The organism is Paenibacillus ferrarius (assembly GCF_002027705.1).
Classification (GTDB): domain Bacteria; phylum Bacillota; class Bacilli; order Paenibacillales; family NBRC-103111; genus Paenibacillus_E; species Paenibacillus_E ferrarius.
This window is the reverse complement of the sequence record NZ_MBTG01000009.1, coordinates 135,250-159,760: the sequence shown is the minus strand read 5'-3', so window position 1 is coordinate 159,760 and position 24,511 is coordinate 135,250. Positions and strand designations below refer to the sequence as shown.

The window sequence follows — 24,511 nt, the reverse complement described above, 5'->3', positions numbered from 1 at the left end:
GCAGGCATGTGAAGCAATTGCTCGAAATTACAAATTTAAGTGTGGAATTTACTTCCAAACAAGGCGCGCTTAAGGCTATCGAGGACGTGTCTCTGACCATTGGCGAAGGGGAAACGGTGTGTCTTGTTGGTGAATCCGGCAGCGGCAAATCGGTCACTTCGAAATCCGTGATGCGTTTAATCGATTATGAGAACGGGAAAATCGCCGGCGGAAGCATCTGGCTTGACGGGGATGACTTGACTCGATTGCCGCAAAAAGAGCTGCGAGCCTTGCGTGGTAAGAAGATGGCGATGGTATTTCAAGAGCCGATGGCTGCTTTTGATCCTGTCTTTACCGTTGGCAGCCAAATTATGGAGGTTATCATCCAGCATAAGCAAGGCAACAGGCAGCAAGCATGGGAAAGGGCTGTGCATTTATTGCAGCGTGTCGGCATTCCTGAGCCAGAAATACGCATGAAACAATATCCAGATGAAATGTCAGGCGGGATGCTGCAGCGAGCGATGATCGCCATGGCACTTGCTTGCGGGCCGCAATTGCTTATCGCAGATGAGCCGACGACTGCGCTTGATGTCACGATTCAAGCGCAAATCCTGCACCTGCTGCAAGAGCTGAAAGTGGAATTCAACATGTCCATTCTGCTGATTACCCACGATATGGGGATTGCCGCCGAAATGGCGGACCGTATTATTGTGATGTATGCCGGTCAGGTCGTGGAACAAGCTACCGTTCAGCAGTTGTTTACGAAGCCGCATCATCCGTATACGAGAGGCTTGCTGCGCTCCATTACTACGATGGAGAGCGATCGTTCTTCCCGGTTATTTTCCATTGAGGGCACGATCCCTCCGTTATCCGATTTGCCTGCTGGCTGCCGATTTCATCCGCGATGCCCTTATGCAACGGAACGTTGTGAGCAGGAAAGTCCGCTGCTGCAGCTAGTGAATGACCGATTAACGGCATGCTGGCATGCGGAAGAGCTGGTTCAACGCGAAGAGTGGCAGCCGCAAGCTGGAGCACAGGAAGCTCCTGTCATAGCTCCAAGGAATTCGGAGGCTGCGATAAGTCAGCCAGACACCTTGATCGAACAGGGGGCAGTTCGCGAGACGCTTTTTGAGGTGCAGGGCTTAAGTAAATTTTATCCGATTGGGAAAGGCAAGCTTCACCGTTCGAAGGCAGCTATTCGCGCTGTGGAAGACGTTTCCTTTCATATTAAAAAAGGAGAGACATTCGGTCTGGTCGGAGAATCGGGCAGTGGCAAGTCGACTTTGGGCAGAGTGCTGCTGCAATTGGAAAGAGCGACAGAAGGCAGTGTTCGCTTTGACGGACAGGACTTAGCCAAGCTTTCAACCAAAGAGCTGCGGGCCGCAAGGAGAGATATGCAGGTCATCTTCCAGGATCCCTACGGTTCAGTGAACTCGCGCTGGCAAGTTGGCGATATTATCGGAGAGCCCTTTGATATCCACGATACGCTCAGTCATACGGAGAAACGCGAGAAGGTGGAACAGTTATTAGAGCTAGTTGGTTTAAGCCGTTCCAGCTATGATCGGTTCCCACATGAGTTTTCCGGCGGTCAACGACAGCGTATTGGGATTGCCAGAGCGATTGCCCTGCAGCCGCAATTTATTCTGGCAGATGAGGCGGTATCGGCTTTGGACGTTTCCGTCCAAGCCCAAATTATTAATTTGATGCAGGATTTGCAGAAAAAACTAGGCTTAACGTATCTCTTTATCGCTCACGGCTTGAATATTGTTCGCCACATTTCGGATCGTATCGGTGTTATGTATTTAGGCAAACTGGTCGAAATCGCACCAAGTGAAGAGCTGTTTCTTCATCCTGCCCACCCTTACACGAAGGGGCTGCTTTCCTCGATTCCTTCCCCCGATCCGACAAGGAAACGCGAGTGGCTGGCGATCGAAGGGGAAATACCTTCTCCGGCCAACCCTCCGTCAGGATGCCGATTCCATACCCGTTGTCCAGCGGCAACGGCCAGATGCAGAGATGAGCAGCCTGAGCTAATCCAGATCCGGGATGAGCACTGGACAGCATGTCATTATCCTTTGTGAGTTAGTAAGAAATTGTACATAGTAAGACAGGCATGCAACGGGGGACGCCCGTTTTCTTTTTCGGCTTAATACATAGTTAATTCATTGGAATAATGAAGTATAAATCAGCTTTATACAAAGGAGAATTTTCTTATGAAAAAAATAACCGTACTTTCATCCCTTATTCTTACAGCAGCATTCGCAGCAGGCTGTGGCGCGCAAACGAAAACAGCCAGCACAACACCCGCAGCTTCGGCCGCTGCAACAGCTTCCGCAACAGGCACGCAGGCAAGCGCGGCAGCACCAAAAGCAGTTAAAAAAATTGTAGTAGGGACAGGAACGCAATTCCCCAACATTTGCTTTATTGATGACAAAGGCAATCTCACTGGATATGATGTAGAGCTTGTCAAAGAAATCGGTAAACGATTGCCGGAATATGAATTTGAATTGAAGACGATGGAATTCAAAAATCTGTTGCTCAGCCTAGAAACGAATAAAATAGATTTCATTGCCCATCAGATGGAAGTCAACGACGAGAGAAAGCAGAAATTCCTTTTTAATGATGAAGCCTATAATATTTTCCCTAACAAAATTATCGTTCACAAAGACAATAACACCGTGAAGTCGATCGATGATCTCAAAGGCAAAAAGCTGCTGGTCACGGCGACGAGCAACGCGGCAGTACTAGCCGAAAAGTATAATAAGGAACATAATACCGGCATTAATATCATCTACACAGGAGCAGGCGAAGATGCCAAAACACTCATTAAGCAAGGGCGCGCTGACGCTTCCATCAGCACGCAGTTTGCGATTGATTTCGTCAATAAGTCGGTGGATGCCCAGCTGAAAACGGTGGGTGAGCCACTATCCAACTCCAAAGTGTATTTTATTTTGCGCAAGGATGGCGAAGAATTGAAAAAGAAAATTGATGAGGCTGTGAAAGCGATCAAAGCGGACGGTACGCTTAGTAAATTAAGTACGCAGTGGCTGGGAGCCGACTATACTGTGGGGAATTAGATGGGAAAGTCATTCGATATTTCTCTTGTTGTAGAGTTCCTTCCTAAGCTGCTGGTGTACTTGCCGTTAACCTTGCTCATTTTGGTTGCTTCTCTGGCATTAGGTCTCATCTTGGGCACACTTATTGCCTTAACGCGTCTTTACCGAATTCCGGTGTTAAACCAGATATCCATCGTTTATGTTTCGTTTATCCGGGGGACGCCAATTCTGATTCAGCTATTTCTTATCTTTTATGGACTGCCGATGCTGCTGGAGATCTTCCATATCAACATTTCGCGATGGGACCCGATCTATTTCGTCATCATCACGTATGGTCTTAGTATAGCTGCTTTTAAATCTGAAAATATCCGCGCAGCGGTCAATGCTGTCGATAGGGGACAGACGGAAGCTGCTTATTCGGTAGGGATGACTGGCAAACAATCGTTTACACGGATCGTAGTGCCTCAAGCGCTGCTGATTTTCTTTCCTAACTTTACGAACTCGGTGATCGGCTTTCTGAAAGATACGTCGCTAGCGTTTTCTATCGGCGTCATGGATATGATGGGACGAGGGCAAACCTTGATTGCAGCCACGGCGCACACATTGGAAGTGTACCTTAGCTTAACGATTATTTATTACGCAACGGTAATTATTTTGGAAAAAGTATTTAAGATAACCGAGTTCAGACTGCAAAGACATGATCGTCCGTTAACGGGGTGAGGTGAGAAGATGAAAATCGATATTTATTTTATTTACACATCATTTTTCGAGATTTTAAAGGCGCTGCCGCTGACGCTGGTGCTTACCTTTATTCCGCTTGTGATTGGCTTTGGCATCGGCTTATTGACGGCATTTGCCCGCATTTATAAGGTGAAGTATGTGTATCGATTGCTGGATTTTTATGTATCGTTTCTTAGAGGGACGCCGATCCTGCTGCATATTTTCGTTATTTACTTCGGTCTTCCGCTCATCATTGATCGATTGTCCGCTTATTGGGGGTGGAGCTTCAAATCGTCTTCCATCCCGTCTTTGCTGATCGTATTGACGGCGTTTTCGATCACGGCAGGGGCTTATATGTCGGAAATTATTCGTTCAGGCATTCTATCGGTTGATCGAGGCCAAATTGAAGCGGCCTATGCCATCGGGATGTCCACCCCGCAAGCGCTTTGGCGAATCGTTGCCCCACAGGCAATAGGCGTTATTTTACCTAACTTATGCAACATATTTGTGGGCTTTTTACATACGTCTTCGCTGGCATTTACTGTGTCACAGATGGAGCTGCTTGGCAAAGCCAGTATCGTTGCTTCTGTCAGCTTGAAATTTCTGGAGGCTTATATTGCTGCTGCTTTTATTTATTGGGGACTGACACTGCTGGCGGAAAGGCTTACGGCCTTTTTGGAGAAAAAAGTTACGATCTATAATCGTGGCGGTGTTGTATGATTTGATTAGTAATGGAAAAGGGGTGAGGACATATACCAACCTCATATGATGTAATTATCATTGGTGCTGGATCGATGGGGATGAGTGCAGGATACTATTTGGCAAAAAATAAAGTGAAAGTGCTGCTCATCGATAAATTCGATCCTCCGCATGTGTCCGGCAGTCACCACGGGGAAACCCGATTAATTAGGCATGCCTACTCAGGTAATGCGGTGTATTCGTCTATGGCGCTAAGGGCTGATAAACTGTGGACGGATCTCGAACAAGCAAGTGGGCAGCAATTATTAGTACGGAGCGGCGTGCTGAATATGGGCGCAGCAGTATCTGCTAATCTGGGAAATAAGCGGCAGACAGCAGCTGACTTTGGACTAAAGGTTGAACTGCTTGCTGCGGATGAAATCCGCAAACGTTGGCCTGGCGTCCGTCCCCCCGATGGTTATGTGGGACTGTATGAGGAGGAGGCCGGTTATTTGCAAAGCGAAGCTTGTGTGCGAGCTTATCGTCAGCAGGCACTCGCCGCAGGTGCCAGACTTCTGGTGAACACGCAGGTGTCCAAAGTTAACGTAGGGAGAAGTGGCGTGACGGTACATACCCTGGACGGTACTTACCATGCCGATCAGCTGATTGTATCGGCTGGAGCTTGGTTCAGTGAGCTGGCAGACCTGATCGAGCTGCCGATTCGTTCCGTTCGCAAAGCGGTTGCGTGGTTCCAATCTGATGAATCCTTGTATGATTCGTCCAGGTTTCCGGGATTTACGTTTGGCGCGGAGCATGGCGGGTTTTATGGTTTTCCAAGCATTAACGGCTCTGGTGTGAAGATCGGCCGGCACGATGCGGGGCAGCTGTGGAAGCCGGGACAGACTTTCGAGCCGTTTGGACATTATGCGGACGACGAGAACGATCTAAGGCGCGCATTGGAAGTTTTTCTGCCGCAGGCAGCAGGGAAAGTCGTTCGCTCGGCAGTCTGCAAATACGAAATGACACCTGACGAGGACTTCATTATTGACCATCATCCCAATTATCATCATGTTCTTGTTGCGGGAGGCTTCTCTGGGCATGGCTTTAAATTCGCCAGCGTCGTCGGTGAAATATTATCGGAGCTGGCCCAAGAGGGTAAAACGGCATTCGATATGTCATCTTTTGCGATATCCCGATTTCAAGAAGAGAGAGCTGTGTAGAGATAGGAGTGGTTAGAAAATGAGCGAAATATATCGATTAGCAACAATCGAAGACGCTGAGGAACAATTCAACGTGATTCATGACGCTTATGCATCGATTCGTGAGTTAGGCATAACGTTTAAAGCAGCGAATGCGGGTATTGAGGACATACGTGAGAATTTGGCGGCGAATACGAGCTATGTTTTGGAGATCAACGGTTCGATTGCGGCAACACTTTCCTTGAAAAACCTCCCTGAGCTGACAGAGCTGCCTTTTCTGTATTGGTTTGCTGTCGCCCCGGCTTTCAAAAATCAAGGAGTCGGCAACCGGCTGCTTGCCTATGTGGAGGAAGTTATTGTCCGAGATACGCTGCTGGCAGCGGGCGTTGTACTGGCAACGTCGAAGAAGCATCCGTGGCTGCTTCCGATGTATGAGCGCAAAGGCTATGCCGCCTTTTTTGAGAGACCGCTGGGCGAAACTGATACCTTGGTTTTTATGAAAAAGACGTTGTTCTCGCATGCAGATATCGCGCAATAACAGAAAATGAAACAGTCGTGTGCTTCTGCATGACTGTTTTTTGCTATTCTGTGCTTCATTATGTTACAGTTAGTTCAGAGGTGATTTAGATGTTGAAATTGGGGATATTGGACCAATCACAAATAGGAGAAGGACGCACGGCTGCACAGACGCTGGTTGAAACGACAGAACTGGCTCAAGTTGCCGATGAGCTTGGTTATACACGGTACTGGGTATCTGAGCATCACGCATCACAAGCGCTTGCGCATTCCAGTCCGGAGGTGCTTATCGCTCATTTGGCAGCCAAAACGAAGCGGATTCGCTTAGGCTCGGGCGGTATTATGATGCCTCATTACAGTGCTTACAAAGTAGCGGAAAATTTCCGCTTGCTTGAGGCGCTGCATCCTGGCCGTATTGATGTAGGACTTGGACGCGCACCTGGGGGAATGCCTATCTCGACGAGAGCTCTCCAAGAGGGCAAATACACTAGCGTTGATCAATACCCGCAGCAGGTAGCGGATTTGACAGGCTATCTCCACGATTCGCTGCCAGGGAACCATCGTTTCGCTGGGCTGCATGCATCGCCTGTCATTGCTACAGCACCTGACGTGTGGCTGTTAGGCTCCTCCTATGACAGCGCCAGAATTGCCGCAGATCAAGGAGCTGCTTTTGGCTTTGCGCAGTTTTTTGGCAATGCCGATTGCGAGCAAGCGCTGCGAATCTATCGTGAGCACTTCAAGCCTTCGATCTTGAATGACCAAGCTCATTCGCTGGCGGCTGTCATGGTCATTTGCGCAGATACGGAAGAGGAAGCCCAACGACTGGCGACGAGCACGGATTTGTTCTTCCTTTCGCTGGGCCGCGGTGCGCTGCTGCCGTCTTTTCCTTCGGTGGAGACCGCAATGAATTATCCGTACACAGAGTCGGATTTGAGTCTTATTCGCGGACGCCAGCATAAGCGGGTTGTCGGTACGCCGGAGCAGGTAAAGGCGGAGCTTCTGAAGCTGAATGAGGCGTATCAAGCAGATGAAATTATGGTTGTTTCGCCGATTCATGATGTGCAAGCGCGCGTCCATTCTTATCGCTTGTTAGCACAGGTATTCCAGTAAATATTTGCGTTTTTTGTCGTCTGCCTTTACACTTAAAACAAAAATGGAGTGGTGAAATGAGTAAAGGCAGAGTGTGGAACAAAGGAAAACGGAATGGCGGCGGTGGACCGGCGCCCGGAACAAGCTACAAAGAGAAGCTGGTGGCTACCTTGAAAGAAGAAGGCAAGTCCGTTGAAATTATTGATCTTAAGAATCCGATAAATCAAGTAAAGCGGATGAATCGTGATAACTGGGTGGAGCGTCCTGTTCGTGTCACAGGGCAGAAGCCCAAAGTATAGCGATGCTCTTTCGCTGATGAACATATGGCATATTGGAAAAACAAAGGAGCTAAGCGGCTTGTACGCTTAGCTCCTTTGTTTACATATAATTTATATGTTTTGGGGTTTGGGTGAGCGAAGCTTACCCCTTATTCAAAATTTTTGGAAAAGAACAAAGAAGTGGAAGGCAGCACAAAGTAGAATAGAAGTGGGATGGGGGTGAGGGTGGAAAGGCGCTTTGCGGTGGGTCGCCTTTGAAATCGTGTTTATACCGCATAATAAATTCAAAAAACACGATTTCAACAGCGGTTGGAACCCCACATCCATCCCTTCGGACGATAGCTGTCTCGACCGCGAACATGGTGAGCGGAGCCACAGGTGGCATCATCTGTCTTTAGGTGGGTGGATTTTGCATTTCACTGGAAAAACTCCAGTCAAAGTAGCATGTTCACCTCCCGAAACCCGATAACACTGGAGTTATTCCAGTTAAATTTGCGTGTGCACTTCTAGGAAGGCGTTTTTTTGCATTTCACTGGATAAACTCCAGTCAAAGTAGCATGTTCACCTTCCGAAACCCGATAACACTGGAGTTATTCCAATGGAATTTGGCAATAGGGTTGGGGGGCAGTTGAATCCTACTGGGAGACTAAAGGGCTAAAGGGTCTGCTTTCTTGTTGCCTAGAACTTTCTTAACCTTTTAAAGCTTCAGATTATGTATGCATAAGCAGTAACCATTTGAAAAAACAGAATATTATGTATGATCAGCATCTTGAAGAAGGTTATGGCGATTAAATAAATATTGGATCATTCTTGGTCGTTAATGGGGTGTTAGGAGGAAATAGCTATGAAGGCAGAGCCCGAGATCGATCATTCAGGCATGGAATTTGGGATATATACATTAGCAGATTTAAGATCAGATCCACATACAGGGATAAGTATCAGTGCAAGACAGCGGCTGAACGAAATCATAGAAGCGGCGAAAATGGCAGATGAAGCAGGGCTGGACGTTTTTGGCGTTGGCGAACATCATCGTCTGGACTATGCAGTATCATCGCCGCAGATGGTCTTGTCTTCAATTTCGCAAGTTACCAAGAGAATTAAACTGACCAGTGCTGCAACTATATTCAATACGGTAGACCCTGTACGTCTATTCGAGGATTTTGCAACACTTGATCTTTTATCCAATGGACGCGCCGAAATCATGGCGGGGCGCGGTGCCTATATAGAGTCTTTCCCTCTATTTGGCTATAATTTGGACAATTGCGATGATTTGTTCGAAGAAAATATCCATTTATTTCGAGAGCTGAGTGCCCATGAAAGGGTTACTTGGACGGGGCGTTTTCGCTCCGAATTTCTCGACGCTGAAATTTCGCCGCGACCTGTTCAGAAAAGTATCCCATTATGGATCGGCGTTCAAGAAAGTCTAGAAAGTGCTGCAAGGGCCGGCAGATTTGGTACTGGACTAGCGCTAGTGGTGTTTGAAGGCGATCCGATTCGGTTCAAGCCGCTTGTAGATAGATATCGGCTTTCTGCTTATGAAGCTGGCCATGCACCCGCAGATTTGAAGGTAGGAGTAACCGGGCATGTCTATATTGCTGAAACAACTCAGAAGGCGAGAGATGAATTCTATCCCTATCATATTAATTATTGGGGAAATGATATTTCAAGAGCGGATTTTGAACGGCTGTCTGGAGATGAGACTGCGTTGTTTGTTGGAAGCTCGCAGCAGATTATTGAAAAAATTTTGCGTCAGTACGAGTTATTTGGACATCAGCGATTCATGGCCCAATTGGATATGGGCGGGATGCCATTTCATAAAGTAGCGGAGAACATTGAAAGATTGGCAACGGAGATTGCTCCCGCTGTGCGAAAGGCAATACAGAAGTGATCTGACCATTACGTTCTAGACGCCCATACCGTTAACGCGGCACCAGCAGGCTGCCTCACAGTCATTTTCGACTTTTGAGGCAGCCCTTTTTGCGCGCTGAGAGGGTAGATAATGTCCATGTACATCGATTCAATATGACCTATAATTGGAGTCAGGGATATAACTTTTATGGAACATGAAGCGAGGTATTTGAAATGGGAAGCGCTGAGAGATGGTGTCTAATTGACAATACAGCAAATAAGGACTGTGAACTTACTGGCGAGTTGAATCAGATGTATCAAACGTATTCATTCGATCAGATCGTCAAGCTGCCTGAACAATTAGGTCAAGGCTACTGGCAGCGGGTGCAAACGAACTCTTATTTGGAAATAGTTATGTGTGATGTGACTTTTCATGAAAATATGCATATGAGCAGTAAAGAAGGTGGAAACAGCCTGAACCTTGGATTTTGCCTTGGCGAGAGCATTCGCTGGAGTGTCGAGGGGAGGAAGGGGGAGTTCGGGCTTGTCGCTGGCGGCGTGTCTGCCTATGGCAACAGTGAAGCAAGCAATAGCTGTCTGTATGATAGGAACCAACGGTTTCAGGGATTGACGATTAAATTCAATCACATCGCATCGAATGGAGCGCTGCAGCATCTGCCTTTGCACAAAATGTCATCTTGGCTAAGCGCAAATTCCGGACTGTTCTATAACAGTCAATCGACGCCCGCAATGAACCGCATTGTTCATGAGATTACGCATTGTCAGTACCAAGACGATATCAAACGTATTTATTTGGAAGGAAAAGTCATGGAGTTGATTGCTGTGTATGCAAGCGAATCTTTGCTGGAGAAGAAAGCCGCTGCTTCCATATCGGGACTCTCCAGAACGGACATGGCAAGCCTTCAAAGCGCAAAAAACATATTGGATGCAAATCTGATTTCCCCGCCAAGTCTGGCAGCACTCGCGCAGCGCGTATGTCTCAACGAGTTCAAGCTTAAGAAAGGATTTAAGCTGTTGTTTGGTATGCCCGTTTATGCATACGTGATTGATCAAAGGCTGGAAGCCGCTTATAGGCTGCTGATAGATGAGCAATTGACGATTACGGAGACCGCCTATACGGTTGGTTTTGGGAAAGCGGGTCATTTCTCGGAACATTTCAAAAGAAAATTCGGCGTTAATCCTTCGGAGTATTTCCGGCATCTGCGGCGTTAAGCACGTATTCAATCCGTTTTCGTGTCTTTTTACTCCCGATTGGGGTATCTGCTTCATGAACTTATGTGAGATAGTAGGTTGCGAGTGCTGACAATGGCTAAAGAAAAACGGACTTTTTTTTCAAGTTCAATTGATAATGATTATTATTATCTTTAGTTTGAGGCGTTGGCTGTACAGCAGGAAGAGATACTGAGAGGAGAAAGTCAATGAAAATCGTTATTAGATTCGCTATTGTATGCTGCATTGTGCTGTTGGCAGGATGCGGGAGTTCACAAACAAGCGGAGGGAAAGAGCCTTCCAACCTGCAGGTAATTGAAAATCCAAATGGCCAGAAGGTCAGTGTTCCGATAAATCCCAAACGTATTGCCGATCTATCGGGCTCAACGGAGGAGCTAGTGATCCTAGGCAAGAAGCCGGTTGCCTCCGCGAATGCTGATTTTGGGAACCGGAATGTGTTTTCTCCCACGCTGAAGGACCGATTGGGAACAGATACAGCCAATATTGGGTGGTACGGAGAGCCCGTCAGTATGGAGGCAGTAGTAGCGGTTGATCCGGATTTAATTATTCTTGGCAGCTTGTTTAATCAAGAAATGTATGATCAGTTATCAAAAATAGCGCCAACGGTTATTGTACCTCACCCCTATTATGAGTGGAGAAACCGGTTGACCTTTCTAGCCAAGCTTCTGGGAGAAGAAGAAAAGAAAGACAAATGGCTGGCGGAATACGAAACCAAACTAGCAGCTTGGACAAAGAAATTAGAGCCAGTTCTTAAGGACGAGACTTTTGCTATCATTGAAACTTATCCCCAAAATCTGGTCGTTTACTCCTCGACAGGAACAGCAGAGCTTATCTATAAGGAGCTGGGCATAAAGCGGGCAGCAGGCATTCCAGAGCCAGAAGCATGGGGCGGCGTTCAAATCACTTTGGAAGGATTATCCGCGATCAATCCCGATCATTTGATTTTAATGGAAAATAGTGAAAATAAAATGAGCGACTCCCAGGTTTGGAGCAGCCTGAAGGCGGTACAGAACAAGAACATTTACAAAATTACGAATGTCGATAATTATAATTATTCGTATACGGCGCTGGGGCGAATGGCATTAGTTGACAAGCTTGGGCAGCTAATTTTGGATAAACAGAAAAAAGGCTAGAACGAAGGAGGAATGAAGATGGATTCCAAATTAGAAATGAAAAGCTTGCTGCACATTGCTGGTGAGAAAAAAGGGCTGTTGATCGTAGCGAGCTTTTTTTCTATTGTTTCCAGCCTGCTGCAAATCGCTCCTTTTGTCTCTGTGTACCAAATTGTGCAGGAACTTCTACAGCATGCAGGCAATCCGGCTAGCGCCGATCAGGGGCTTATTTTGTATTGGGGTGTCTTTGCGCTGGTTACCTTCATTGGCGCTTTAATCGCTTTGTATATCGGAGGAATGTGTTCGCATATTGCTGCTTTCAACATTCTGTATGAGCTTAGAGTTCGACTTACCGACCATATAGCCAAAGTGCCTATGGGTTACCTGACCCAAACAGCGACAGGCGAACTAAAGAAGATTATCGAGGTCAGCGTTGAAAAAATCGAGAAATTCATCGCCCATCAATTACCCGATATCGTTAGTGCGATTACGATTCCGCTGCTATTAATCGGCTATCTGTTCTGGATGAATTGGAGCTTGGCGTTGGTGCTGCTCATTCCAATCGGCATTGGCTTCTGGCTGCAAAGCCAACTATTTGGCAGTGAAAGCGGTCAGAAAGCGTATCGTGAATTTCAACATGCGATTGAGGAGATGAATGCGACAGGCGTGGAATATATCCGAGGCATGCCCGTGGTGAAAATATTTGGGATCAAAGCCGATTCTTTTTTGACGTTCAAGCATGCGGTTGCCAAATATCGGGATATTTCGCTGCGAATTACGGATATATACAAGACACCGTATGGTCTTTTCTCCGTGGTGGTCAGCTCCTTGTTCACTTTCGTTGTCCCTGTTGGCATCCTGCTTTCAAGCGGCAATGCAGGCAGCCAAGCGTTCGCTATTACGTTCATGCTGTTCATTGTTCTTACCCCCAGTTTATCCATGCCTTTATTGAAATTGATGTTTGTGGGCAGCGGCATGAGAGAAGTTGTGGAAAACAATAAGCGAATTACTGCCGTATTCTCTGAGGCTGTTGTGACTGAGCCGGCTTCGCCGCAGATTCCAGTCATGCATGATATTGCTTTCAAACATGTTTCGTTTGCCTACGAGCAGCAAGCAAGCAAGGATTTCAAACCGATCTTGAAGGATATTCAGTTTGTGGCCAAAGCCGGCGAGATGACTGCGCTAGTTGGTCCTTCCGGAGGCGGCAAGTCAACGATTGCCAGTCTATTGCTGCGATTCTGGGACATCCAGGAGGGAGAAATCGCCATAGGCGGTGTACCGCTTCGCGAGATGGGGACGGAAATGCTGATGGATAAGGTCTCTTTCGTTTTTCAGGATGTGCACCTGTTCTATGATACGATCGAAGCTAATATTCGAATGGGCAATATGGACGCAACGCAGGATGAGGTGGTTGCAGCTGCCAAGAAAGCTTGCTGTCATGAGTTTATTGAGAAGCTTGCTCTGGGTTATGCGACCAAAATCGGTGAAGGCGGCACCTATCTTTCCGGCGGCGAGGCGCAGCGGCTTGCGATCGCTCGGGCGTTGCTGAAAAATGCCCCCATTCTCGTGCTGGATGAAGCGACTGCTTATGCGGATGCCGAAAATGAAAAGAAAATCCAGCAAGCGCTGGTTGAGCTTGTCAAAGGAAAAACCGTCATTATGATCGCACACCGCTTGTCCACGATTCGTGCTGCCGAGCAGATTCTGGTCGTCAAAAAAGGAGAAATTGTGGAGCGGGGAACGCATGATGAATTGCGTGCAATAAGCGGATTGTATGAACAGATGTGGCAGGCCCATATCAGTTCAGCTTCATGGAAGCTGGGAGTGAAGATTACCTCGCAGGCAGAGGGTACAAAGGAGGGCTCAAGCCGTGAATCGTTACTTTACTAACATTTCTGGAGGGAATGTCCGTAGTTTGTGGCCTTCTGCCTTTGCGGCAGTGCTGGATGGCATCGTGAAAGTGATTCCGGCTGCGCTTTTGGTCGATCTATTCAACACCTATTATCGATTCATTGCAGAACCGGATAAAGGGCTGAATGTCGGACGGCTTTGGATAGACTGCGTGATATTGTTTGCTTGGCTGCTGATCTCGTATGCCGCATTTGCTCTGTTGTATGACAAATCCTATCGGGCCGCTTATACGCTGGCTGCTGGCGGAAGGCTCAAATTGGCTGAGCATCTGCGTCATTTATCGCTAGGCTATTTTGGCAAACGTGATCCAGCCGATTTAACGAATTTGTTGTTAGGCGACTATGCTCAGGTTGAGCATACGATTTCTCATAACGTCCCGCAGCTGATTACTGCGATTATGATGCCTATACTGGCGTTGGTCGGATTGCTCTTCGTCGATTGGAGAATGGCCCTGGCCATGTTCGTTGCTGTACCGCTTGGCGTGCTGCTGCTTTGGCTGACAGATGCGCTGCAAGCTCAGCTGAGCAGGAATCATGTGCAAGCCAAAAATGAGGCGGCTAGCCGGCTGCAGGAATATTTAACCGGGATACGTGAAATTAAAGCGCATAATCTGGGGGGGAAAAGATTCGAAAGATTACGCTTGTCGTTCGACCGATTAAAACGCGCCTCTATTCGTCTGGAAGGGATCATGGGTCCTGTGATCATGGGAGCCATGCTGCTGACTCGTTCCGGGTTGACCATTATGATTGTGGTCGGAAGTTATTTGTTGGCCAGCGGCACGCTTTCACTTCCTGTTTTTCTGCTTTTCTTGCTGGTGGGAAGCCGGATTTTTGAGCCCTTGACTATGGTGCTAATGAGCTACGGCGAGATACGGTATTCGGCTTATAGCTCCCAGCGCATCATGGATGTACAGCGGGAGCAACCGATGCAGGGGACGCAAGCTATCGAGCCGCAGGGATCGATTGTATTCGATCGGGTCACCTTTGGTTATGAAGCCGACACGCCTGTTCTGAAGGATTTGTCTTTTACCATCGAGCCTCATACGATTACGGCTTTGGTGGGTCCTTCAGGCAGCGGGAAGAGTACCGTAACGCGACTTATTGCCCGCTTCTGGGATGTCGAGACGGGCTCGATCCACATTGGCGGGCAGTCCATACGGGAAGCCAATCCGGAAATCCTGCTAAAGCATATTTCGATGGTGTTTCAGGATGTGTATCTGTTTCAGGATACCATCGGCAATAACATACGAATCGGGAATATGGCCGCTACACAGGAAGAAATAGAAGCTGCGGCCAAACGGGCGTGCTGCCATGAATTCATCTCTCAATTGCCGCAAGGCTACAATACGCCAGTGGGAGAAGGGGGCTCGACGTTATCTGGCGGTGAGAAGCAGCGTCTTTCCATTGCCCGCGCGCTGCTCAAAGACGCCCCGATTGTGCTGCTCGACGAAGCGACAGCTTCGCTCGACCCGGAGAATGAATCTGCTGTGCAGCAGGCTATTAATGAATTAGTAGCCAATAAGACTCTGATCATCATCGCCCACCGCCTAAAAACCATCCAAAACGCGGACAACATCCTCGTGTTGGATCAAGGCCGACTCGTTCAAAGCGGATCTCACGATGAGCTATGCGCCCAAGAGGGTATCTATGCAAATTTGTGGAGCTTGCAGCAGGATTCCGACGGCTGGCAGGTAAAATAGGGTGAGTGGACATAAGCTGAAGGGATTTGAAAGGAATTCTCCTCCATAATCTGTTTAACTGAGGATTGATCTTTGGCCAGCAGCGAGCGAATCATCAGCTGTCACTTCCTTTTGTAGATATCTCAGAATACTCTCCTGCACGGTAGTAAGGATAATCCATCTTCAGCTGCACTTGCTGAACAAAGGAGATATTCGTGAGAGCTTCAACGACGAACAGCCCTAAATCAATCGAGGCCGAAACACCGCCTCCGGTAAAGAGACTGCCATCTTTGACGATTCGAGTATGGACGACTTCGGCACAATAGGGTGTCAACAATTCATAGGCTGACGGATTGGTGGTCGCCCTTCGCCCATGAAGAAATCCGGCTGCTCCAAGGAGCAGGGCTCCTGTACAGACTGAAATTTTGATGGGCACATCAGCAGCCGTGAGGAGCCAAGCAACAAAATCAGAATCAAAACGTAGACTTCGTGTCGCAAATCCACCGGGCACAAAAAGGAGATCATAGCTGGATAAATGAGGCGAAACAAGATTAGCCTTCATGGTTAACCCTCGATCATCCGTGATCTCATTATTCATTGCACAGAAATCCCATGAGACATCTTGCTGTGCTCCCAAAATTTTCAACCATGTAATAGCTTCATAGAATCCAGTAAAATCCAGCGTGGTCATACCGTCAAATAGAATGAAAGCCATTTTCATAAATAAACACCTGACCTTTCTTTTGTCCATAAAACAAAAAAAGCACTTGATCTAAGATCAAATACTTTGCCCAGGCGTACGGCTGTTCACAATGTGCTCCCTCATGGTACCCCATGTTTACGCCAGTTACACATCGGTTCAATTGCTATTATCTTACAATTTCGCGGAATGGATTTCAATCCCTTTTTTCTCGTTATGATTTTTTGAAGTGAGCTTACGACTTATTCCTTTGGCAATCCCATATGAATGGAAGAGAAGTTCGTGATCTGTCGAAAAATCACTTGCAAGAAAGGAGAGCTGCTCCAGATGAAATCCGTGTTTAAGCTGGAATTGGAGGAAGCGAAGATTATGATCGCGGCAGGCATAGAAGCCGCTAAAGCGGTTAATTCCGCAGAAACAATATGTGTCGTGGATGACGGAGGTTACTTGCTGGCGCTTGAGCGAATGAACGGGGCCAGGAATACGAGCCCGGATATGGCAATCGCCAAGGCGTTCACAGCCAGTGGACACAGGCGATCCACGCATCTGTTCACACAGCCGGGCGGTCCTGCGACGATCCATGGGGAGGCTTTTGGCATTCATGCCATGATGCCGGGCAAGTTTGCCATTTTCGTAGGAGGATTCCCTATTGTGGTTAATGGGACGGTTATTGGCGGTGTTGGCGTTAGCGGAGGGAACGGGGAAGATGATATTACGGTTGGCGTTGCAGCGCTAAGAGCGCTCCAGAGCTACTTGGGGAACTCCTACACGGTTGCAACAGAGCCGGATATTAAGAAATAGCCGCACATTTCAAGTAGAAAAAGCCCCATTCTCTCTTCAATCGAGAGAGCGGGGCTTTTAATTTATTCCATAAGAGTCCTAACATATTGAATCGTTGCATCCAAATTGTCATGGGACACCTGTTCTAAGGAGATATCAATGCCAGGCTTTGCTTGCCGGAGCTTCGTTAGAAAGGATTCCGTTTGGAAAATGCCTTGTCCAGAACGCACCGCGTCCAGTCGATCATTTTGCACGATAACATCCTTCAAATGAGCAAGGACGATACGGTCGCCAAATGCGGCAAATGCTTGATCAAGGAATGCGTCCTGCGAGTCAATCGCTTCGAAGGGGAGCAAGTTCACGGGATCAAAGACAACCCCCAAGTTACTGGATGGAATTTCTTCCAAAATCCGCGCCATTTTCTCACTGCTGGATAAGGTGTGCGTGGCAACAGGCTCAAGACCGATGAAAACGCCCCAGCGCTCTGCTTCCTCTGCTAGTTCCTCAACCGTTTGCTTAAGCGCTGTCCAACCGATCTGTTCATAACGCTCCGCATCGTGTGTGAGGTAGGTCGTTAGATCCGCCGTCTCGGTCGCAACAATGGAAGTGCCGAAATCCCGCGCATAACGCAGATGTTCTTTGAACCGATTGATCTCGTGGCGGCGCTGCTGCGGGTCAGGATGAATCGGGTTGATATAGCAGCCGAGCACGCCGATACGTAGACCAGCTCTATGAAATTGCTCGCCAATATGGTTAGCCAGAGCTGGACTGAGTTTGCCGATACTTGTGTCGATATCACTAATTGCCTTGCTGAGAGCCAGTTGAACGAAGTCGACGCCTCGTCCGCTTAGCTTCTCGGTGAGCTGCTTCAGTGGAAGTTGTCCGACGGTATGAGCTAACGTGCCGATTCCCATCTATCTCGCCATCCATCCGCCGTCGACGCATAACACGTGACCGTTCATATAGTCCGAAGCGTTGGAGGATAAGAAGACGACCGGGCCTTTAAGATCATCAGGCGATCCCCAGCGGCCAGCCGGAATGCGATCCGTAATGGATTGTGTCCGCTTCTCATCTTGCAGGATAGGAGCTGTGTTGTTCGTTGTCATGTAACCTGGCGCGATGGCATTGATTTGAATGCCTTTTCCAGCCCATTCATTGGCCAAAGCTTTGGTGACACCGGCAATCGCGTGCTTGCTGGCGGTGTAGCCAGGCACATTAATTCCGCCTTGGTAGGTCAGCATGGAAGCGATGTTGATGATTTTGCCGCTGCCGCGTTCAATCATATGGCGGCCGATCAGCTGGCACAGGAAGAACGCTGAGTTCAAGTTCAGGTCAATGACATCGTGCCAATCTTGACGTCCGTGATCAACCGCTGGCGTGCGGCGAATGATTCCCGCGTTATTGACAAGAATATCGATGCTGCCATAGAGGCCGATGGCTTTGTTGACGACATCTTCAAGGATGTCTTCGTTGCTTAGATCTGCTGCAATCAGCTCTGCCTTACCGCCTAAAGCGCGGATAGCTTCAACGGTTTGAATGCTTTCCGATGAGGAAACGGCAATGACGTTTGCGCCCGCTTCTGCAAGTCCGATGGCCATCGCTTGGCCAAGGCCGCCGGAAGCGCCGGTTACGAAAGCGGTTTTGCCTGCTAAATTAAAAAGTGTCATGAGGAATACTCCTTTTCGCTATTGAGTTACGACTGTAATGCCAGCGTCAGAGAATTGCCGCGCTGTATCGGCGGCCAGCGAACTATCCGTGAGGATCATAGCGACCTCGGACAGCTCTGCGAAGGTGCGCAGGGCGCATTGTCCGAACTTGTAATGATCGACCACGCCATAGACGACTGCGCTGGACTTGATTAAAGCGCGTTTATAATCAACAAGATCGCTTGTGTAAATTGTAAAGCCGTGCTGCAAATGAACGCCGGTGGCGGAGAGAAAGGTTTTCTGTATATTGAGCTTGCTCACATAGTCGGAAGCCTCAGGACCTGCCAGCATATTGCGAAGGCGGTAGCCGCCCGGCACGACCAAACGGATCTCATCCTTATGGACAAGCTCGGAAATAATATACAAATCATTGGTTACAACAGTAAGCGGCTGATTATCCAGCCGCCTAGCAATTTCAAGTGTGGTACTGCCTCCGTCGAGTGCAATAATATCCCGCGGCTGAATGTAGCGAAGAGCCAGCGTTGCAATCTCCGACTTCTGATCAGCATGTTTAATAATCGGCTCTTTCGCCGAAAGGATGCCAAGTTGATCGCTCTGAGCGAGCATGGCGCCGCCATGAATGCGAAGAAGCAAGCCTTTCTCTTCGAGTTTGGCGAGATCCTCGCGAATCGTTTTGCCGGTTACATCCAGTCGCTCGCTAAGCTCGTTAACGGTGACTTCTTTCTGGGCAAGCAGAATTTCCATAATCGTTTCATATCTGCGTAAAGGGTTCATCGGTTGCCATCCATTTCTAAAAAGAGGTTACCGATTATTTTAAATCTTTCATGGCCACGGGGTCCATATCATCAAAAATTTGATTTTCGCCAGCCATACCCCAAATGAATGTATAGTTGTTCGTACCCACGCCACTGTGAATGGACCAGCTAGGGGAAATAACAGCTTGCTCGTTGCGCATCACAACGTGGCGAGTTTGCTGCGGCTCACCCATCATGTGGAACACGACAGCATCTTCAGGCATATCGAAGTACAGGTAAACTTCAGAGCGGCGGTTATGTGTATGGGATGGCATTGTATTCCACATGTTGCCTGGCTTCAGCAGCGTCATTCCCATGACGAGTTGACAGCTTTGCGCGCCGCCTGTGTGAATGTATTTGTAAATGGTGCGTTCATTGGAAGTGTTGATGCTGCCCAAATGAGCAGGCGTAGCTTCGCTGATAGAGATTTTAACAGTTGGATATGTTTTGTGAGCCGGTGTCGAATTGAAATAAAATTTCGCAGGTTCAGCGGCATTTTCACTGGCAAACGAAATATCCTTTGCGCCAAGTCCGATATAAATGCCATCTTTGGAGTCCATCGTATAAACCGTGCCATCAACCGTAATGGTTCCACGGCCGCCGATGTTAATGATACCGATCTCGCGGCGCTCCAAGAAGTAGTCAGCAGCCATTTCTTTCTTGTCAGCTTGCAAATGAAGCGTTCCTGTAAGGGGAAGAACACCACCAACGATGAAACGGTCTACGTGGGAGTATACTAATTTGATTTCATTCGGTGTGAACAGCGAGCTAATTTGGAACTCAGCTTGAAGACGTTCAGTGTCAAATTGCTTGACTTCATTCGGGTGGGAAGCATAACGGATATCCATGGAATAATTGCTCCTTTGAGTTGGTTTATTTGAGTTGATATATGTTCATATAGGTTTAATTTACTCCAATCGAACAGATTAAGCAAGGTTTTTCCGTGCGATGTTTCAAAACTTAGCGATAAGGTGAATAAAGGATACCGAATATGCAAACAACAACCGTACAGGAGGTTATGATATGGATAAAAGTCATTATTTCGATCACGTATGCAACGATACGATTCCCACGAAGCCTGATGAAGAAGATACAACACCAACGGATATGGTGAGTGAAGCGGTCGAGGAAATTATGGATAATGTGAAAGAGGCTTTCTCGACCGAAGATTCCGAAGACGATAAGTAAAATGAAAAGCTTCTCCCTGGACGTATAGGGGAGGAGATTTTTTTTATTTCACAATTGAATAAAAATACTTATTTATGTATAATTATTCATTATAGAAAGTGAGGATGATGATAACTTGGAACAATTAAAACAACTTACGGATGAATTGCTGCATGACGCAAGTTCATCGCTGTTATTTGTCGCAAACCGTCCTGAAGTGGTTATGGAACGCGGGGAAGGCATGCTGGTTTGGGATACCGAAGGGAAGAAGTATTTGGATTTCATCGGGGGTTGGGCGGTAACCTGCTTAGGCCATTCCCCAAAAGTGATAACGGATGCCTTGCAGCAGCAGTCAACGCAATTGGTTAATGTGAGTCCGGCTTACTATAATAAGCCAATGATTGAGTTTGCTCGCATGCTGACGAAGCTATCCGGATTAGAACGGGTATTCTTCGGCAGCACTGGCGCAGAAGCGAATGAAAGTGCCATTAAGCTCGCACGTAAATACGGCACCTTGCGCAAAGGCGGCGCTTATGAGGTGATAACGACGACCCGCAGTTTCCATGGTCGAACGATGGCGATGATGGCGGCCACAGGGAAACCCAATTGGGATAAGATGTTTGTTCCGCAGCTGCCTGGCTTCGTGAAGGTGCCGTTTAATGATTTGGACGCCATGGCACAGGCGATTAACCCGAATACGTGCGCTATCCTTATTGAGCCCGTGCAAGGAGAGGGCGGCGTCAATGAAGCGAGCATCGCGTATATGCAAGGGCTGCGCAAGCTATGCGACGAGCACGGTATTCTTTTGATCCTCGATGAGATCCAAACGGGGCTGGGGCGCACAGGCAAGATGTTCGCCTATGAGCATTATGGCATTATGCCGGATGTGCTTACGTTAGCCAAAGGGATCGGAGGCGGCTTCCCGTTATCCGCCATGTTGGCGAAAGAAGCTTACAACCTGTTCGAGCCAGGTGATCAAGGAGGAACGTACACAGGACAGCCGCTTGGCATGGCAGTAGGTTTAGCGGTTGTAGGCGAGATTATTGGGCGCAAGCTGCCTGAACGAGCCGCTGAGCAGGGGGCCTATTTGCAAGCTAAGCTCAAAGAAGTTCAAGCCAAGTACGGCCTCACCGAGATTCGCGGGAAAGGGTTGCTGCTCGCTTTTGACCTTCCTAAGCCGCTGGGAGCCGAACTGGTGTCAGCCTGCATGGCAGCAGGATTGTTAATTAATGCGCCAAGTCCAACGGCTATTCGTTTGATGCCCGCCTATATCGTAACCAAAGCTGAGATTGACGAAATGATACATATTTTATGCAAAGTGATGGATCAGCTTTTTGGAAAGTAAGTCGTTGAAAATCCCTGCCTTGCGTAGGGATTTTCTTTTGGTCTGCAGCAAGCTACAATAGCTTTACATATCTATGGAAAGGGAGATTTCAATGGAGAAGAAAGGGATGCTTTTCCCGGCGCATCTGACGGAGCCGCATGGCCATCCGCATGTGATGGCTTATTATTTTAAACAGTGGCAAGGCTTTCATATGCCCTTCCATCGTCATGATGCCATTGAGATTATGTACACGATTCAAGGGGTCTGCGACATTGAAGTCCAAACGGAACCTGCACAAACGCAAAGTGTTCGTCTAAAAAAAGGGGAATTCATCGTCATAGATGCCAATGTGTCACATCGCTTGATGGTTGATGAGGCCCTCCCATGCCGCATGTTGAATGTTGAGTTTCGTCTGATGGAGCAAAAGGGTGTGTTTCCATCCATTCAGCAGCTGGCTTCTGAGGATAAATTCCTAGCTTCCTTGATGGAGGTGCAGACGCCTTTTCTTGTTCTGCGCGACCCGGATGAAGTGTATCACATCATGAAAAGCTTGGTGCTCGAGTTGGATAAAGCTGCGACCAAAAGCGAAACCATGGTTCAACTGCTCTTTGCGCAGCTTCTCATTCGAATTGCGCGACTGCGGCAGGAGGCAATGGCAGGCGGTCTAGCGCAGAGTGAGTGGTATGTGAAGCAAAGCATGGACTATTTGCATCAGAACTACGATCGTGACATCCAAGTGAAGGATATCGCGGGAGCTGTTAATTTGCATCCAGGCTACCTCCAGCGTATTTTCAAAACGGTCACAGGCCAAACCTTAATGGGGTATTTAACGGTCATTCGGATGGAGAAAGCCAAGATGCTGCTGCTGGAAACGGACGTACCGATTTCCGAAATCAGCGACTATATCGGGGTAGGAAGCCGGCAGTATTTTCATCTGCTTTTCAAAGATTATACGAGCCTCACGCCTACGGAATTTCGCAATTCCATGAATAAGCAGCATATGGACTATCCACAGGAAAGTTAGAATTTTTGACAAAATGCAGCGAAGGAAGTTAGGAATTTGATAACGTTTTCTGGAGGATGCTTGCTACAATAAATGTGTAGAGCAAACAACAGAGAGGACGATTCATATGTCATTTAAAGTAGCCTTTATTGGTGCAGGAAGTATTGGTTTTACCCGCGGTCTTCTGCGTGACCTGCTTGCTGTACCGGAATTTCACGATATTCAAGTGGCTTTTACAGACATCAATCAACACAATTTAGATATGGTGACGGAGCTATGTCAACGAGATATTCATGAAAATGGGTTAGCGATTACGATTCAAGCAACAACAGAGCGAAGAGCGGCTTTGAAAGATGCAAAGTACGTTTTGTGTACAATACGCGTCGGGGGTTTAGAAGCTTTTACAACCGATGTAGATATTCCGCTGAAGTATGGCGTTGACCAATGTGTCGGTGACACGCTTTGTGCTGGCGGCATTATGTATGGACAACGCGGCATTTGGGAAATGCTGCGCATTTGCCAAGATATTCGTGAAGTCGCCTCGCCTGACGTGCTGCTCTTGAACTATGCCAACCCGATGGCTATGCTGACCTGGGCCTGCAATACATACGGCAACGTGCGGACAATTGGCTTATGTCACGGTGTACAGCATGGGCATCAACAAATTGCTGACGTATATGGCTTATCGAAAAAAGAGGTCGATATCATCTGCGCAGGGATCAATCACCAAACGTGGTATATCGAGGCTCGCCATGAGGGGAAAGATTTGACGGAAGGGCTTCTTGAAGCTTTTGAAAATCATGCCGAATTCGCACGCACCGAGAAAGTGCGCATCGATATGCTGCGCCGCTTCGGGTACTACAGCACAGAATCCAACGGGCATTTGAGCGAATATGTGCCTTGGTATCGGAAACGTGCAAGCGAAATCCACGAGTGGATCGACATGGGCAGCTGGATTAACGGGGAGACAGGCGGTTATTTGCGCGTATGTACGGAAGGACGCAGCTGGTTCGAGACGGATTTCCCGAATTGGATGAAAGATCCGGCTATTGTGTATGCGGCGGAGAAACGCAGTGAGGAGCATGGTTCTTATATCATTGAAGGACTTGAGACCGGACGCGTATATCGTGGACACTTTAATTTGATCAATAACGGTGTGATCTCAAATTTGCCCGATGATGCGGTCATTGAGGCGCCAGGCTATGTTGATCGCAATGGCATTGCGATGCCGCTTGTAGGCGATTTGCCGCTTGGGCCGGCGGCTGTGTGCAATGTCAGTATATCGGTGCAGCGTCTTGCCGTAGAAGCAGCAGTGCATGGGAATGACAAGCTGCTGCGCCAAGCATTCATGATGGATCCGCTTGTTGGAGCTGTCTGCAATCCTAAGGAAATATGGCAAATGGTCGACGAGATGCTCGTCGCGCAGGAAGCATGGCTGCCGCAATATGGCAAAGCTATCGCTGAATCCAAAGAGCGCCTTGCCGCAGGGAATCTGGTGCCAACCCGGCAGAATGAAGGCGCTGCTCGCTTGAAGGTGAAGACGGTGAAGGAAATGCAGCAGGATCGTGATGCAGCCAACAAAAATGCCGGCGAAGCGGATAAAGGCAAAGATCGGGCAATTGTGAACACATAGGTACTAACAGGTGTTCATAATGTTCGTTTATATTCAAGTGTGTTCATTTAGGTTCTTTTAAGTTATAATATGTGAGTAAGTGAAGGACCGCTTGCGGTCCTTTTTCTCATGAGTACCAAGATCGTTCC

General features: G+C 47.9%; 23 protein-coding genes and 1 riboswitch. Of the genes, 18 read left to right on the top strand and 5 right to left on the bottom strand.

The window, feature by feature from the left end:
• The first annotated feature begins 8 nt into the window (after window positions 1-8).
• The 13 genes from BC351_RS43880 (at window position 9) to BC351_RS11290 (ending at window position 15,336) form a co-directional block, all read left to right on the top strand.
• On the top strand, window positions 9-2,060 hold the full coding sequence (locus BC351_RS43880; RefSeq protein WP_079411910.1) for an ABC transporter ATP-binding protein: 2,052 nt from the start codon (window positions 9-11) through the stop codon (window positions 2,058-2,060).
• A 132-nt stretch (window positions 2,061-2,192) separates the two neighbouring features.
• Window positions 2,193-3,056 (top strand): transporter substrate-binding domain-containing protein, encoded by an 864-nt coding sequence (locus tag BC351_RS11345; protein ID WP_079411907.1) that lies wholly within the window; start codon window positions 2,193-2,195, stop codon window positions 3,054-3,056.
• The gene (locus tag BC351_RS11340) at window positions 3,057-3,755 is read left to right on the top strand and encodes an amino acid ABC transporter permease (RefSeq protein WP_079411905.1); all 699 of its coding nucleotides are present in this window, start codon (window positions 3,057-3,059) and stop codon (window positions 3,753-3,755) included.
• Between the two features lie 9 nt (window positions 3,756-3,764).
• A complete protein-coding gene (locus BC351_RS11335) occupies window positions 3,765-4,475 on the top strand; it encodes an amino acid ABC transporter permease (RefSeq protein WP_079411902.1) in 711 nt (236 codons plus the stop codon).
• Between the two features lie 32 nt (window positions 4,476-4,507).
• Window positions 4,508-5,653, top strand: coding sequence for an N-methyl-L-tryptophan oxidase (gene solA, locus BC351_RS11330; protein ID WP_279628336.1), 1,146 nt, complete (start codon window positions 4,508-4,510; stop codon window positions 5,651-5,653).
• A 19-nt stretch (window positions 5,654-5,672) separates the two neighbouring features.
• On the top strand, window positions 5,673-6,170 hold the full coding sequence (locus tag BC351_RS11325) for a GNAT family N-acetyltransferase (protein WP_079411898.1): 498 nt from the start codon (window positions 5,673-5,675) through the stop codon (window positions 6,168-6,170).
• 89 nt (window positions 6,171-6,259) lie between these two features.
• Window positions 6,260-7,258, top strand: a complete 999-nt coding sequence (locus BC351_RS11320; protein WP_079411895.1) for an LLM class flavin-dependent oxidoreductase — start codon at window positions 6,260-6,262, stop codon at window positions 7,256-7,258.
• Between the two features lie 56 nt (window positions 7,259-7,314).
• Window positions 7,315-7,536: a hypothetical protein gene (locus BC351_RS11315; protein WP_079411892.1), complete on the top strand. Its 222-nt coding sequence runs from the start codon at window positions 7,315-7,317 to the stop codon at window positions 7,534-7,536.
• A gap of 823 nt (window positions 7,537-8,359) precedes the next feature.
• Window positions 8,360-9,403 carry an LLM class flavin-dependent oxidoreductase gene (locus tag BC351_RS11310; protein WP_079411890.1) on the top strand — a complete coding sequence of 348 codons (1,044 nt, stop codon included), beginning with the start codon at window positions 8,360-8,362 and terminating at the stop codon, window positions 9,401-9,403.
• Window positions 9,404-9,597: 194 nt separating this feature from the next.
• Window positions 9,598-10,596 carry a helix-turn-helix domain-containing protein gene (locus tag BC351_RS43330; RefSeq protein ID WP_144028353.1) on the top strand — a complete coding sequence of 333 codons (999 nt, stop codon included), beginning with the start codon at window positions 9,598-9,600 and terminating at the stop codon, window positions 10,594-10,596.
• Between the two features lie 206 nt (window positions 10,597-10,802).
• Window positions 10,803-11,747, top strand: coding sequence for an ABC transporter substrate-binding protein (locus tag BC351_RS11300; protein WP_079411888.1), 945 nt, complete (start codon window positions 10,803-10,805; stop codon window positions 11,745-11,747).
• Between the two features lie 18 nt (window positions 11,748-11,765).
• Window positions 11,766-13,616 carry an ABC transporter ATP-binding protein gene (locus BC351_RS11295; RefSeq protein ID WP_079411886.1) on the top strand — a complete coding sequence of 617 codons (1,851 nt, stop codon included), beginning with the start codon at window positions 11,766-11,768 and terminating at the stop codon, window positions 13,614-13,616.
• A complete protein-coding gene (locus BC351_RS11290) occupies window positions 13,597-15,336 on the top strand; it encodes an ABC transporter ATP-binding protein (protein WP_079411884.1) in 1,740 nt (579 codons plus the stop codon). Before BC351_RS11295 ends, BC351_RS11290 begins: the two co-directional genes overlap by 20 nt.
• Before the next feature lie 94 nt (window positions 15,337-15,430).
• Here BC351_RS11290 and BC351_RS11285 read toward each other — a convergent pair whose 3' ends face one another.
• A complete protein-coding gene (locus BC351_RS11285) occupies window positions 15,431-16,036 on the bottom strand; it encodes a DJ-1/PfpI family protein (protein WP_079411882.1) in 606 nt (201 codons plus the stop codon).
• Between the two features lie 61 nt (window positions 16,037-16,097).
• Window positions 16,098-16,176: riboswitch (ZMP/ZTP riboswitch) on the bottom strand.
• Window positions 16,177-16,342: 166 nt separating this feature from the next.
• On the opposite strand from BC351_RS11285, the gene BC351_RS11280 reads away from it, so the two are divergent.
• Entirely contained in the window at window positions 16,343-16,816 is a 474-nt protein-coding gene (locus tag BC351_RS11280) for a GlcG/HbpS family heme-binding protein (protein WP_079411880.1), read from the top strand.
• A gap of 62 nt (window positions 16,817-16,878) precedes the next feature.
• On the opposite strand, the gene BC351_RS11275 is transcribed toward BC351_RS11280, so the two are convergent.
• From BC351_RS11275 to kduI, 4 genes are read right to left on the bottom strand one after another with little or no spacing between them, the layout of a single operon-like run.
• Window positions 16,879-17,709, bottom strand: coding sequence for a sugar phosphate isomerase/epimerase family protein (locus BC351_RS11275; RefSeq protein WP_079411878.1), 831 nt, complete (start codon window positions 17,707-17,709; stop codon window positions 16,879-16,881).
• Window positions 17,710-18,462 carry a 2-dehydro-3-deoxy-D-gluconate 5-dehydrogenase KduD gene (gene kduD, locus BC351_RS11270; protein WP_079411876.1) on the bottom strand — a complete coding sequence of 251 codons (753 nt, stop codon included), beginning with the start codon at window positions 18,460-18,462 and terminating at the stop codon, window positions 17,710-17,712.
• Window positions 18,463-18,480: 18 nt separating this feature from the next.
• On the bottom strand, window positions 18,481-19,236 hold the full coding sequence (locus BC351_RS11265; protein WP_079411874.1) for a DeoR/GlpR family DNA-binding transcription regulator: 756 nt from the start codon (window positions 19,234-19,236) through the stop codon (window positions 18,481-18,483).
• A 34-nt stretch (window positions 19,237-19,270) separates the two neighbouring features.
• On the bottom strand, window positions 19,271-20,104 hold the full coding sequence (kduI, locus tag BC351_RS11260) for a 5-dehydro-4-deoxy-D-glucuronate isomerase (RefSeq protein ID WP_079411872.1): 834 nt from the start codon (window positions 20,102-20,104) through the stop codon (window positions 19,271-19,273).
• Window positions 20,105-20,279: 175 nt separating this feature from the next.
• Between kduI and BC351_RS42185 the strand changes: the two genes are divergently transcribed.
• From BC351_RS42185 to melA, 4 genes are all read left to right on the top strand, one after another.
• Complete coding sequence (locus tag BC351_RS42185) at window positions 20,280-20,444, top strand: hypothetical protein (protein WP_158082052.1); 165 nt, start codon at window positions 20,280-20,282, stop codon at window positions 20,442-20,444.
• 115 nt (window positions 20,445-20,559) lie between these two features.
• Window positions 20,560-21,768 carry an aspartate aminotransferase family protein gene (locus BC351_RS11255; RefSeq protein WP_079411870.1) on the top strand — a complete coding sequence of 403 codons (1,209 nt, stop codon included), beginning with the start codon at window positions 20,560-20,562 and terminating at the stop codon, window positions 21,766-21,768.
• Window positions 21,769-21,859: 91 nt separating this feature from the next.
• A complete protein-coding gene (locus BC351_RS11250) occupies window positions 21,860-22,771 on the top strand; it encodes an AraC family transcriptional regulator (protein ID WP_425270914.1) in 912 nt (303 codons plus the stop codon).
• Window positions 22,772-22,877: 106 nt separating this feature from the next.
• The gene (gene melA, locus BC351_RS11245; protein ID WP_079411868.1) at window positions 22,878-24,383 is read left to right on the top strand and encodes an alpha-glucosidase/alpha-galactosidase; all 1,506 of its coding nucleotides are present in this window, start codon (window positions 22,878-22,880) and stop codon (window positions 24,381-24,383) included.
• The last annotated feature ends 128 nt before the right edge of the window (window positions 24,384-24,511 follow it).